The sequence below is a fragment of the Paenibacillus sp. BIHB 4019 genome (assembly GCF_002741035.1).
Classification (GTDB): Bacteria; Bacillota; Bacilli; order Paenibacillales; family Paenibacillaceae; genus Pristimantibacillus.
Genome location: NZ_CP016808.1, coordinates 2273754 through 2286548, shown reverse-complemented (window position 1 = coordinate 2286548; position 12795 = coordinate 2273754). Strand labels below are relative to the sequence as shown.

General features: G+C 48.3%; 10 protein-coding genes. 3 read left to right on the top strand and 7 right to left on the bottom strand.

From position 1 onward, the window contains the following. The first annotated feature begins 68 nt into the window (after nucleotides 1-68). Together BBD42_RS09705 and BBD42_RS09700 are read left to right on the top strand one after the other, a co-directional pair. Entirely contained in the window at nucleotides 69-833 is a 765-nt protein-coding gene (locus BBD42_RS09705) for a helix-turn-helix transcriptional regulator (RefSeq protein WP_099517974.1), read from the top strand. A 49-nt stretch (nucleotides 834-882) separates the two neighbouring features. Next, nucleotides 883-1461, top strand: a complete 579-nt coding sequence (locus BBD42_RS09700; protein WP_172455441.1) for a pentapeptide repeat-containing protein — start codon at nucleotides 883-885, stop codon at nucleotides 1459-1461. A 179-nt stretch (nucleotides 1462-1640) separates the two neighbouring features. Here BBD42_RS09700 and BBD42_RS09695 read toward each other — a convergent pair whose 3' ends face one another. The 5 genes from BBD42_RS09695 to lepB form a co-directional block, all read right to left on the bottom strand. Next, complete coding sequence (locus BBD42_RS09695; protein WP_099517972.1) at nucleotides 1641-3098, bottom strand: hypothetical protein; 1458 nt, start codon at nucleotides 3096-3098, stop codon at nucleotides 1641-1643. A 30-nt stretch (nucleotides 3099-3128) separates the two neighbouring features. Then, nucleotides 3129-3899 (bottom strand): DODA-type extradiol aromatic ring-opening family dioxygenase, encoded by a 771-nt coding sequence (locus tag BBD42_RS09690; protein WP_099517971.1) that lies wholly within the window; start codon nucleotides 3897-3899, stop codon nucleotides 3129-3131. Further along, nucleotides 3896-4549 (bottom strand): alpha/beta hydrolase, encoded by a 654-nt coding sequence (locus BBD42_RS09685; protein ID WP_099517970.1) that lies wholly within the window; start codon nucleotides 4547-4549, stop codon nucleotides 3896-3898. Before BBD42_RS09685 ends, BBD42_RS09690 begins: the two co-directional genes overlap by 4 nt. Nucleotides 4550-4722: 173 nt before the next feature. Then, nucleotides 4723-6783: an S-layer homology domain-containing protein gene (locus BBD42_RS09680; RefSeq protein WP_099517969.1), complete on the bottom strand. Its 2061-nt coding sequence runs from the start codon at nucleotides 6781-6783 to the stop codon at nucleotides 4723-4725. Nucleotides 6784-6957: 174 nt separating this feature from the next. Continuing rightward, nucleotides 6958-7518 carry a signal peptidase I gene (gene lepB, locus BBD42_RS09675; RefSeq protein ID WP_099517968.1) on the bottom strand — a complete coding sequence of 187 codons (561 nt, stop codon included), beginning with the start codon at nucleotides 7516-7518 and terminating at the stop codon, nucleotides 6958-6960. Between the two features lie 173 nt (nucleotides 7519-7691). Here lepB and BBD42_RS09670 point away from each other — a divergent pair, with 173 nt between their 5' ends. Beyond that, nucleotides 7692-8240, top strand: a complete 549-nt coding sequence (locus BBD42_RS09670; RefSeq protein WP_099517967.1) for a hypothetical protein — start codon at nucleotides 7692-7694, stop codon at nucleotides 8238-8240. 88 nt (nucleotides 8241-8328) lie between these two features. On the opposite strand, the gene BBD42_RS09665 is transcribed toward BBD42_RS09670, so the two are convergent. Together BBD42_RS09665 and BBD42_RS09655 are read right to left on the bottom strand one after the other, a co-directional pair. After that, entirely contained in the window at nucleotides 8329-9165 is an 837-nt protein-coding gene (locus BBD42_RS09665; protein WP_099517966.1) for an alpha/beta fold hydrolase, read from the bottom strand. Between the two features lie 275 nt (nucleotides 9166-9440). Then, on the bottom strand, nucleotides 9441-12608 hold the full coding sequence (locus BBD42_RS09655; protein ID WP_099517964.1) for a hypothetical protein: 3168 nt from the start codon (nucleotides 12606-12608) through the stop codon (nucleotides 9441-9443). Between the last annotated feature and the right edge of the window lie 187 nt (nucleotides 12609-12795).

Below are 12795 nucleotides of genomic sequence, written 5' to 3'. Positions count from 1 at the left end.
TATCTTATCAAATCAAATTTGAAATAATCAGACTCATAATCAAAGAAAAGGTGGATAAATCAGTCTACATGAATGAAAAGCTGAGCCATTACTTATGCGGTAAATTCATATCCGAAGGCAACTGGTCGCACATGAAACGAAATGCGCTGCATTATGAAATCATTATGATGCTGGAAGGACAGATGTATATCGCTGAGGAAGAGCGGGAGTATGTCGTCCGTCCAGGTGATATGCTGCTGCTGCGGCCCGGCATGACTCATTTTGGCTATCGGAATAGCGAGTCGCCCGTCAGTTTTTATTGGGTGCATTACGGTACGAAGGCGGAGCAATATCGGAGCTATCCGACCCATGTGCCGATTGATGGCCCATCGACGATTAATCAGCTGTTTAAGCAGCTGCTGCATGTTTCTTCTTTTTCGGCGGAGGAGGCCAATGCCGCTCTATTGTTATTATTGAACGAGCTTACGCGGACGATTGACCAGCAAAATCATGCCCCGCACGCCATCGTCAACAACATTTGCAGGTGGATTGAAGCCCATTTGCATCTGGACATTAATGTCCGTAAAATTGCAGAGGTGTTCAACTTTAATAAGGATTATATTTCGAAGGTTGTGAAGCGGGAGAAAGGGATGGGCATTAAAGCTTATATTTTGACGCAGCGGATCAGCCGGGCGAAGCTGAAGCTTCTGAACACGAATTTGAGCGTAAAGGAAATTGCTGGCGAATGCGGCTTTTCCGATTATAAGCTGTTTCTGCGAACCTTCAAGCATTATGAGGGCATGACGCCGAGTGATTATCGCAATATTTTATACTCGACACCGCTCAATATTTAAAGGTTGCATACAGGCAAATGAGCTGGAAGAAGTTTAGGAGATGATCGTATTGAATAAAAAGAAGAAAACGATGGCGATTGAGGCACCGATCCTGCCGATTGAGCTTCCTGTGCTGGAGCAGACCGAGCTGCAATCTCATGCTTTTTTTGAAATGGGCATTATCCAGGATTGCGTATGGGATGGACAGCAGGCTCGCAAGGTGATTTTCGACAAAATTATTTTCAAAAATGTCACGTTTACCGAGACTGCGCTGAACGAGGTCGAATTGACGGATGTGATTTTCGACAAATGCGATTTGTCGAATGCCGATTTTAGCGATGCTATTATCCACCGTACGGTGTTCAAAAACTGCAAAATGATCGGGATGAACTTGACCGGAGCTACGCTGCGAAACATGGTCTGGAAGGACAATTTGGCCGATTACGCCAATTTCAGAATGTCTGATATGAAGCAGGTGTCCTTCCAGGACAACTCGATGGGCAAAAGCGATTTCAGCTTTGCAAAGCTGCAAAAACTGGAGCTTTTCCAATGCCAAATTGACCAAGCCCAATTTTCAAATACGAAGCTCGCTGGCCTTGATTTGAGCACCTGCGAATTTAATGGAATTGCCGTGGCCCCGAGGATTTGAAGGATTGCGTGATTTCCCGGGAGCAGGCATATGTGTTTGTGGCGCTGTTTGGGTTGATTTTGAAGGAGTAGCAGCAGCTTCGCTAGGCTATTTGAAGCGTTATTTTGAACATGGCTTGAATCATAAATGCCATTATAAAATCAAAAAGGGCATCCTCGAAGGGTGCCTTTTTTTGTCATTCAGATCATCATTAAATACAATAAGAGCGCCAGCCCCATAACGGCAGCAAACCTATAATTCGGCCTTGCCAGCTCGAAAACCGACTTGTTGAATAATCCCGCCAGCAAATTGTTCACCGCCGAGGCGGGAGAAATCGGGTTGGACAGCCCCCAGCTTCCGAGCAGCAAAACGGCGAAATAAATCGGGCTGATCTGCACGACAGCCGGATCAATGCTGGTGGCGAGAATCGTCACCAATACAATCGGATGAAGGCCAATTAATGAGGTAGCGGCAATCATAACGATTGTGAATATCGAGAATGACCATGCAATAGGCAGAGGCATGTGCCCGAGCAGGGAGGGAATGACGTTCCCAAACCCTGTAGCGCCGATCGATCCGCTAAAAAAGCCTGCGGCTAAAAACAGCGTAATCTCCTTTTGCAAAGCGGGCAGCGTAACGGTCAAATGATTTTTCAGCCCCTGCCGGAATGTCGGGAGAGCTCCCTTCGCCAGGCACCACAGCAGCGGAAAAACAACCGCCCCCATGCAAGTAATCAGCACCATCGGAAGCTCAATCAGCTGCTCCAGCAGCAAAATCGCCGCCGTTGCACACAGCAAATAAATAGCGAGTCCCATCGGAAAGGACGCCCTTCTTTCATGTTCCTTCTCCATGCTTTGGCCTCGCTGATTCTCGATCGCTTGCGTGGCTTTCGTGGATGGCGCGACTGTCGTGACTTCCACGACTTCCTGGCTCAGCTCATCTGTCTGCGATGCTGCAAGCTCACTTGCCTCATCCTTTGCACGCAGCTGCTTAAAGTCCACGGCCAAGCTCACCAACAGGCTGATCAGCGACAGCCCGATCAAATAGGGCAGCAGCGCTGACCAGTTCAGCTTGAGCGCCGAGGTGACAAGCGCCATTGCTGCAAAATAAGGCGACCAGCAAATCGCGCCTCCAAAGCCGCGATTCAAGGCGTTCGCCAGCAGCCCGGATAAGTGCCCGGAACGCGGCTTAACGAACACCAAATGATAGACGACGGGAATAGACCCGACGTTTATAAACCCGCCCATTATATGCGTCATAAGCTGCGTACCGATGAACAGGGCTGTCGTGCTGCGCATGCGCGTTTCATAAAACCGCTTCAGAGCAGCAACATAATCCGGCAGCCGTACCGGAATGCCGAACAAGGGAGCGAATACGAATAAGGTAACCAACGTCGCATTCATGCTCGCGGCTTTAAACCAATATGCGGCAGCCGCTTGCTGTGCCAGCATCAGGACGACTCCGCCAGCCATAAAAAAAAGGCTCAGCCACAGCGCGATTCCTTTGAGCTTAGGCAGCAGCAGGAGCACCGCCATAAAGGAAAGTCCGCCCAGCACATAAACAAGCGGCCCCCACTGCGTAAGCTGCTGTAAAATAAAAACGGCAGCGAGAGCGAAAATAACTGCTCGATCGATCACTGCCTTTGTCCCAACTGTCATGACCTTCGCCTTCTCTTCTGCTTCTTCTCTCTAGTTGAACTTCCAACAGCTTAAGCTTAAATTACCGTACTGGAAGCTGCGGTGAAGCAGCGTTGCTTGACGGTTCTTATCACCTGAGCCCATAGCCAGCAGGAGCGGGATAAAGTGCTCGCTCGTCGGCACTGCCTCCTGCGCAAAGGGAGCCAGCTCCCTATAGTTGAATAGTGCCGGGAGATCCCATGCCTCAAGCTTGCTCTGCAGCCAATTATCGAATGATTCCGCCCATTCGTCAATGCCTTCAGACTGCCAATTCAGCTTTCTGAGATTATGGACGGTTCCGCCGCTTCCAATAATCAGCACATCCTGCTCCCTAAGCGCAGCTAATGCCTTGCCGATCTCATACTGCTGCTCATTGGCCAAATAACGGTTAACCGAAAGCGCGACGACGGGAATATCCGCATCCGGATAAATCAGCTTGAGTACGGCCCAAGCGCCGTGATCAAGTCCTCTTTCCTCATCCAGCACACTTGGAATGCCATGTTCAGCGAACAAGGCTTGAATGTCTTCACTGAGCTGGCGTTTGCCTTCCGCCGGGTACGTCATCTGGTACAGCTCATCCTGAAAGCCGGAAAAATCATAAATCGTGCTGTACGCTGAAGCAGCCCCCACCGTCTGTACCGTCTGCTCCCAATGGGCAGAAAAAAGAACAATCGCTTTCGGCTTTGGCGTCTGCTCCTTAAAGCTTTTCAATAGAGACGTATAGCCATTGTTCTCCAATACAATGGATGGCGCGCCATGGGCAAAAAAGTATGCTGGCATCATTGTGCTTGTTCCCCCTTGTTCTCAAGTAGCCATGCAAGAAAATCCCGTTGATTTTCTAAGGATACGCCATGGTCGGTCGGATAAGTCTTAAAGGTCAATTGCGGCGTCAGCGCTTGAAAATAATCCGCTGTCTCATGTCCAATTCGAATTGGAAATACGGAATCAAATTCACCATGCGAGACAAACATGGATACGTTCTCCAGTGATTGCAAAACATATTCGTGTTTGACGAACTCTGGCACATAGCCGTTCAACGCAACAATGCCTTTCAACTGCTCCCCCATCTTAAGGGCAAGCGTCATTGATAAAATCGCGCCTTGGCTGAAGCCAAGCAAATAACGCTGGCTGGCATCGATCGGGTATTTTTCCGTTGCATAAGCAATAAAACCTTCAAGCTGCTGCACAGCCCGGTCAAAAATGTCCCGAATCGGATTGCCGAGGCTCTTCAGCTCATAATATTGGTAGCCAGCGCCCAGCCTAAGGTCGCCTCGGATGTTAATGATGATGAACTTGTCCTCTAAAGGCGCTACAAGCCCATGCATATTTGCCTCATTCGAGCCTTTCCCATGAAGGGTAAAAATAACAGGAAAAGTTTGGCCTGCCTCCGCATGCGCTGGCAGGTGAACATCATAATGATAAGCGGGGTTCATAGTGGCCCTCCTCAAAATATTAGTAATAAGAATTAAAGTTCTGTATTACAAATATATAGCGAAGCTATGGCTAGGTCAACAGGAAAATCGCTGTGCCCGCTTATTACGCAAGCAAACAGCGCGTGCTGATTGGGATCGGCACGCGCTGTTTGCTTTCTTTTTTAATGAACGAACTACAATGTTTCCAGAAGTGCTTTAAGCTCAGGATTCAATTGCAAAACATGCAGCACCATCGTTAAAGCCTCCGCACGGGACGCTTGGTTATTCGGCTGGAACGTTCCGTTGCCAGAACCGCTGACGATGCCAGCTGCCGCGGCTTTCTCAATTTGCTCCTTGTTCCACACTTGATTAATGTCGGTGAAAGCAGGCACACTCGCTGCATTCACACTATCAAGATCAATAATTTTAGCAAGGATTGCGATTATTTCAGCACGGCTAATTTCCTGATTCGGTTTAAATGTGCCGTCCTTATAGCCTGAAATTGCGCCTGCTGCATGCAGGCTTCCAATCGCCGCTTCTGCCCAGTGGCCCGAAACATCGCTGAGCACGCTGCCGCCTGCAGCAGGGCTGGATATGCTAAACACCTTAGAAATGATGGCCGAAAATTCAGCGCGGGTAATGCTTGCATTCGGACGGAACGTATTGTTCTCATACCCATTAACGATGCCGAGCTTAACGAAGACGTCAACCGTCTTATTCGCCCAGTGGGAGCCGGTATCCGTAAAAGGGACGGTTGTTGGATTAGCTTTAGCTTCCTCTGCTTGCTTCGTAAGGCTAGTGACAACCTGATCAGTCTTAACGACTTTATCATTGAACTTTATTTGGAGCGCTGGCACCGATGTCGGTGCTGGCGTAGCCGCAGGTGTAGCTGTCGCTACAGGCGTAGTCGTAGATCCGCCTCCACTGCTTCCACCACTAGCTGGCGCTTGAACAACAACGCTATGCGAGGCAAATACAGCCGAACCATCGGCCGCCGTTGCTTTCACAGTAACCGTACCTGCGGATACGCCCGTCAATAAGCCGCTGGCATTAATGGTTGCGGTGCCTGTACCATTTTCAACCGACCAAACCATTGATTTGTCCGCGGCATCTACAGGTGCCATTTCTGCTGCCAATTGAATGCTTCCGCCAGTCTGAACAACGGCTTCCCCCGTCAACGCTATTGACGAGACCAGAATAGGCGTTGCTGACGGCTCAGGAGTTGGTGTTGGTGTCGGTGTTGGTGTTGGTGTTGGTGTTGGTGTTGGTGTCGGTGTTGGTGTCGGTGTCGGTGTTGGCGTCGACGTTGGTGTCGGCGTGGCAGGCACGTTTATCGTTACGCTCATGCTTCCTACAATACCGGTGCCGTCAACGGCAGCTGCTTTCGCTGTAACTGTTCCGGCCGATACGGCCGTCAACAGCCCGTTTGCATCAATCGTTGCTGAGCCTGTACCGTCCACAACAGACCAAACAACCGCTGGATTAGCCGCATCGACTGGAAGGACTGACGCATTTAACGCTAAAGATTGACCTACTTCGACCGAATCGATACCCCCAGACTCGCTGACCTGAATATCTGTTACGACATGAAAAAAGTTGTCCGTAATTAATTTCGGACCCGAGTATACGGCTAATTGTGCCGAAGTCACAGGAACATTAACCACATTATTTTTAATTAAAAACGTCACGAGCCCGCTAGTCGTATAGGAGGACATCCCCCCGGATATTGAAGTATTTGAAATATAATCAGAATCCATATCATAAAAGAGTAAATTCGGATTACTTGTATGAACAAATATTTCTGTTCGTCCCGTCACGAGCTCGTCATCCGCATCATAAACAGAAAAAGTGACACTTGTATAATCCGGATGATTGACATCCGCATGTGGCAGCTCGGCCAAAGCAACATAATCTACAGCCTCTGTCGGTTTGTATGTTTGAATGTTGGATAATGATACGGATTGGCCGCCATAAGCACGTCCTGGAATCCAGCTGACCTGACCATCCGTTACATACCCGCCCATCATCGTTTTATTGGCATAGGTATTTACGGTTACCGATGTTTCCCCTGCGTTAACATCCGGCACCTGTGTGACCGTTCCATCGGAATAGCGTATAAATACATGCTCCGAGGTGTCTGGCAGCCCATTACTATAGGAAACCGTTATAGTACTGGCCGAAGTAATGCAACCACTTAACAAAACAAAAGTCAAAATTAAAACCAAACCCAATTTCATTGTTGAACTTTTTTTCATTGCTTTCCCTCATTCCTTATCATCCTAATAAATGCCCGTTAGCATTAGTATAGCTCTTTCCAATGACAGGAAAATGACAAGAGCCTGAGACAACAGAAAAAACCCTCACTATGGAGGGCTCTTTAGGCTTATATTAGAGATGCTATAGAATCAGAACAAGAATCTACTGAGCAATTAAGGAAACTTTTTAACGCCCATCACATGATCGAGCGGAATATATCCGATTTCCCTGCTGTCCGAGCTATGATTGCGATTGTCGCCCATGACGAAAATATGCCCTTCAGGAACGTTCCATTGCTGATCCGAAACAAAATTCATCGTTTCATTCAAATAAGGCTCGTCTAGCGCCACGCCATTGCGAAAGGTTTTATGATCCTTAAATTCCAGCACATCGCCTGGTTTGCCGAGCACTCTTTTGACATAAAACACGGTGTTGTCATTCGTATTATTTTTCATAAAAAGCTGCAGCAGCGGATGCTCCAAAAGATCGTCTGTCAAATGCCGTTCTCTATTCACCCGGCTGTCGATCACGACCACATCGCCATAATCCGGGAGCTCGGATAACGTATGAGAGATTTTCGAAACGTAAATTCGTTCCTTATCCTGCAAAGTCGGGTCCATTGAATGACCGTCAACCTTATAGGGCTGAATAATAAATACACCAATAATTAATGAAAGTACAACTGCAATGCCGAAAGTGCTGACCCAACTGCCAATCTCCTTCAAGGCTTTCATCTTTATAACGTCATCCTCCTCTTTCAAAGACTGCCTAAATTATACCATTTACTCTACTGCATGAAAACCTGAAGCAGGAAATGCCAATGCGATCACACTCATGGACTTTTTAATATTATTTTCATCCTTATAGGGTATATTAATCGCAATTCTTATATAGGAGGAATCCGGCCATGGACACAAGGAAAGCGCCTACATTAAAACCGCAATGGATTCCCGCAAAAGATCGAAAATGGGTTTTCGGAGTCCTCATCTTATCCGTGTTATTTGTAATATGGGAGCTTTGGGGCCTGGCTCATCTGCCTGCTGCAACCGTGCACAATCGCAGGTTCGAGCATACGTTCAAAGACTTTGGCTCAGATGCCCGCATCGCCTTGTTTTTGGTTCTCGCAAACTATGGATTGCTGATACTCATTAAACTTCGAATATGGGATCAATGGAGCCAGGTAAAAAAAGGAATGGCAACCCTTCTTCGCTTCGCACGAAGATGGCATACGCCTATTGCCATTATCGCGATTGCCTTTATTGCACTTCATGCAGTGGCTGTGTTTATGTATGGCATCAAACTGGATTTTAGCAATATAACCGGATTGCTGGCTCTGCTTATGCTGCTTCCAGTGCCCGTCTCAGGCTTGTTTAGATACAAGCGGCTTGACCGAAAATGGCATTTGCGTTCGGGACTGGCTTTTACCGTTTTATTTTTAATACACGCATTCCTCTAGCCTGCATAAAAAAACCGCTGGCGACCCGCCAAGAGCAAGCTCTTATGCTGGCTGGTCATTCAGCGGTTCTTGTTTGTTAGACCGTTTTCTACCCGTTTAGAAACGCAATTAAGGCTTTATTGAATGCCTCGGGATGCGTCGCATTAACGCCATGCGGACCGCCTTTAATTAAAGCAAGCCTGCTGCCTGCAATGGCTTTGTGCGAACGTTTTCCACTTACTTCGAATGGCACAATCGCATCGGAATCGCCGTGGATAATGAGCGTCGGCACATTTATTTTTGTTAAATCATCGCGGAAATCGGTGCGCCCAAACGCCTTGATGCAATCCAGCGTCCCCTTCGGCGAGGCGAAAGCGGCAATATCGCGGTTGTACAAGCGAGCCGGCTCGCTTACCAAATCCGACTTTTCCCCAGCGGCGAAAAAGTTTTTAGTAAATCCATCAAGAAAGGCCAGGCGATCCTTCTTTACCCCGTCCTCGAACTCCTTGATCAGGGCATCATCAACGCCGCCATCAGGATTGCCCTCGGTTTTATATAGATATGGCGGGACAGCTGCCGCCAAGACGGCTTTTTGAACCCGCTCCGTTCCGTAAGTGCCAATGTAGCGGGCTACCTCGCCCCCGCCCATTGAGAACCCGACGAGAGCAGCCTCCCTCAGGTCAAGATGTTCAAGCAGCTTATGCAAATCAGCAGCAAAGGTATCATAATCGTAGCCTTCCCAAGGCTGAGAGGATTGTCCAAATCCGCGGCGGTCATAGGTAATGACACGATAACCAGCATCGATCAGCGCCGGCACCTGATACTCCCACGAACGGCCGCTCAGCGGCCAGCCGTGAATGAGCACCACCGGCTTTCCTGTACCCCGATCCTCATAAAAAAGCTCAATAGGAGCATGATTTTCCGATCCAACCGTTAATTTTGTCATGTGAAGCACCCCTTCCAAGTTTGGGTTACAGCCTTGCAGGCAGCTCTATTGGTTTTTCACTAGGCAAGTAAATCTCACAGGCTGCGAGCCATTGCTGCAATATTATTCCCCTTAATCGGGCCAACCCAAACAAAGTAAAGAAGGCATGACTGGCGGCCCTCTTTATCATGATGCCCATCGAAAAAAATAAAACAGGCCAGCTCATCCGTGAGCTGGCCCCAACAATCATTCACAATCTATAAATTTCTATTTCATGCAAGCATTTTAAATGCCGCTTACAGCTCGATTACCGTATAGCGAATTTCTTGCTCCTCGATAGGAGCCGCTGCAAACAGCTCGGAATCACCCGCATTATCCACATTTGGCTTGGATACTACAAATCCCTTCAAACGGTCATTTGTCCGCTGCGAGGCGTAAGCCTCTGCCTTGCCTTCAACCATCATCTCTATTCTGTTAACATTGTTCAGGTCGACACCTTCGTTAATAGACATGCCGGCCAAATCAACAGTAGGGACCTTGATGGACCAGACGGATAACAGCCCTGGCATAATTCGGGTACGGCCGTCGCCTACGACGCCGCCTGCCATAAAGCTGAGCTTCTCTCCATGAGGCTGAAGGTTCACTTCATATTGATACAAGCCTAGGCTGCTTTTATGAATAAAATCATGACGCCTCGCTTCCCGGTCAAGGAAGGTGGAAGAACCGGAATGCATAAAATCAACATATACTTCTCCATCCGTCTCGCGTGCTCCAGGCAATACAACCCGGCAGCCGCTCACCATCATATGCGCTTTTCCAGCGATTTTGCTCCGGATGAGAGGGTTGTCAAGGGATAGAGAGAATACAGCCGCGTCGCCTGTGCGCAGCGCTGCAAACTGCTCTGGGAACGTTTCCTCTTTAAAAATAAACTTAATATTTTCAAACGGCTGAATGGCGCTATCCGCAGCATTCAGCATATTTTTCAGCTTGACGACCACATCGGCATGGATTCCGCTCAGCTCTGCGACATGGCTGTCTTTGATTTTCGGGAAACGATCATCTCCTAAAGTCATATAGCGGTAGGCCTGATATTCCTGATAGAGGAAGTCGATCAGGGCAAGTCTAGCCTGACTGAAGCGTTCGAAAATATAATTATGGAACAGCGGCAGGCTTGCATCCATTCCGTCTCCTAGATTTTGACGCAAACGGTCCTCATTAGCATGAAGCTCAATTAGTTCGGCCGACAGCTTCTCCTCCTCCAGGAAATACGCACTGTAGGCTGACGTTTTATTCTGATAATCCTCGACCACATTGAGGAATTCATAAAATACTTTCCGGTATTCTCCCGCTTTCTCGGGAACCTTGCTGTAAACCGGCTTCAGCATTTCCTCAAATTCCTCCCGTGACATTGTCATCAGGGTCGTATTATATCCGAATTCCTTTTGTGCGTTATTCATCTGCTTCGTCAGGTCGATCAAGCCGCCGCCGTTCTCCCACAGCGCACGACCGGCTGCCGCAGTCTTCTTAACCGAGTCCAGTGATTTGGACAGCTCCTTCTCCTTCTCTTTCTTTTCCTTCTTAATGGTCTTATCGCTTTTAAAGGCTTCGTCTATGACAATCGTCTTACCCTCAGTCGCTAGGTTGCTAATCGCTGATCGCAAAGCGCCGCCTACTTTGAGTGCTCCGACTACAGGAGCCACACCCGTAGCCAATGAAACGCATGTAACCACGATATCTACTGTTATCTTCAGCGACTCCACACGCAGCTCGTTTTTCAGTGCCTCGACAAAATCAGTCGCTTTCTTTTGCAGCTCATCACCTTTGCTATGCACATCCTTCAGCATCGCGTCGATATTATGCTTAAGCTCGTCTCTTTCTTTAACAAGCACTTCTCTGCGTTTTTTAATATCTACTGCTTTATCCGAGGATTGAGCTAGGGCATCCTTGATGACCCCTACCTGACGGTCTTGATTGCCCTGCACGTTTAAATAATCCTTATATAAATCCTCCGCTTGCTGGGCAGCTGTTATTAAGTTGCCGCCAAGCTCCAAATAGCGGTCGAACGGCATGAGCGGAACCCAATTCCAAGGATGTCCGAAATAATCAAGCCCTTGGCTGAGCTGTGCGATTAGAATAGCAGCTTTGTTGCGCAGGGCCAGCCACTGAAGCGAAACCTCCAGCATGTGGATTTTGAAATCTTCAAATCGGTGCTCCTCATCATCATGCACCTCATGCAGCGCCGCGTAGCGAAGCTCTTCAAACCAATCTGCATTCGGCATCGTTTTAAGCAGCCAACTCAGAAGAACTGCCGCTTCTTCTAATCGCTCCTCGCTCGAAGCCAGATAAGCAATGCTGGCTTTGTGCAGCGTAAGGCTTTTCTGCTCTAGAGATCCCATTAGCCGCTGATCGAAAACGAGCAATTTGGAAGCATCTGACCGATGAACCACCTCAAAGCTGCCGAAGAAATCGGTATAATCAATAGACGCAGGTTTACCATCATTATTCATTCCGCAGCGTCCCGGCTTGCCGTCTGTTGCAGCTTCCTTGTACTCGCCATCTTTGCCGTTTGTTCCGTCTTTCCCGTCCTTTGCCCTCCGCTCACTGCGGGCATAATAATAGCTGGGACCTCTACTAGTTCCTGCCACAAACTTCTTGTAATAAAACCAGCCACCTTGGCCGCCCTTTCCGGCACTTTCCCCCTTGCCCGGGGCTGCCTGCTCACCAGCCTTGCCCGCCTCGCTCTCCATCGTAATGTAGTGCTCATTGGCGGGAATGACGTAGCCGACCACAATATCCCCTCCGATGCCGCCATCTCCAGATGCTCCAGCATTCCCGCCGTTGCCTCCGTTGCCGCCGTCAGTACCATCCGTTGGATCGTCGTCAAAGAAAAGATTAATCTTGTAGTCTATTCCTTTAATCCCTTCTTTACCTGTGCCTCCTTTTCCGCCATTCTCCCCGCGCCCGCCTTGTCCCCCGTTAGCGATCAGCTTCAATTCGCCCTTCAGCTCAAAACGTTCTGCCGCCAAAGTAATAGCGCCGCCATTATAACCATCTGAACCATTTTTGCCATCTGAACCATTCGTTCCCGACTGGCCCGGATTGGTTGCTCCTGTACCCTCTTCAGCATGGTCCTTCTCAGTAAAGCTGATTGCGGGATTTTCGCCCGATGCGTCGATTACAGCCTTCCCCTCGGAGGAGATGATACGGGCATTAATAGTAATATCTTTTCCTTTAGTTATAAGCTCGCCCGATAGGCAAACGGTATCCGCATGAATGACATAATTGCTTGTAGTATCATTTAAATATTCGGAGGTTAACGTAAAATCAGCAGCCGTCAAATAAACGGTATTCCCCCTCTTGCCGCGCTGAACATTCGAATACTTTAATTGACTAGCCAGCCACTCCTGCTCCATATTTTGTTGCGCAGGTCTATTCTCACCAATCATATTTTCTTTCGTTGGCATTCCCTTCGCCTCCCTGTATTTTCCTCATATAATAGCGAAAAACCAGAATCCTTTCATTTTCCTAACCACTTTATTTTTGTAAAAGCTTGTAAGCTTTCACTAAATTCATCATACCAAATCGCTCTGAACGGATTATGAACCATATTCTCCCTGTAAGCCGTTTCCTGAAAATGAAATCAAGCAGAAG

Coding starts and splice junctions, on each gene's coding strand:
- BBD42_RS09705 (WP_099517974.1), top strand. CDS start 69: ATGAATGAAAAGCTGAGCCATTACTTATGCGGTAAATTCATATCCGAA.
- BBD42_RS09665 (WP_099517966.1), bottom strand. CDS start 9,165: ATGACAAAATTAACGGTTGGATCGGAAAATCATGCTCCTATTGAGCTT.
- lepB (WP_099517968.1), bottom strand. CDS start 7,518: ATGAAAGCCTTGAAGGAGATTGGCAGTTGGGTCAGCACTTTCGGCATT.
- BBD42_RS09695 (WP_099517972.1), bottom strand. CDS start 3,098: ATGACAGTTGGGACAAAGGCAGTGATCGATCGAGCAGTTATTTTCGCT.
- BBD42_RS09680 (WP_099517969.1), bottom strand. CDS start 6,783: ATGAAAAAAAGTTCAACAATGAAATTGGGTTTGGTTTTAATTTTGACT.
- BBD42_RS09670 (WP_099517967.1), top strand. CDS start 7,692: ATGGACACAAGGAAAGCGCCTACATTAAAACCGCAATGGATTCCCGCA.
- BBD42_RS09685 (WP_099517970.1), bottom strand. CDS start 4,549: ATGAACCCCGCTTATCATTATGATGTTCACCTGCCAGCGCATGCGGAG.
- BBD42_RS09655 (WP_099517964.1), bottom strand. CDS start 12,608: ATGCCAACGAAAGAAAATATGATTGGTGAGAATAGACCTGCGCAACAA.
- BBD42_RS09690 (WP_099517971.1), bottom strand. CDS start 3,899: ATGATGCCAGCATACTTTTTTGCCCATGGCGCGCCATCCATTGTATTG.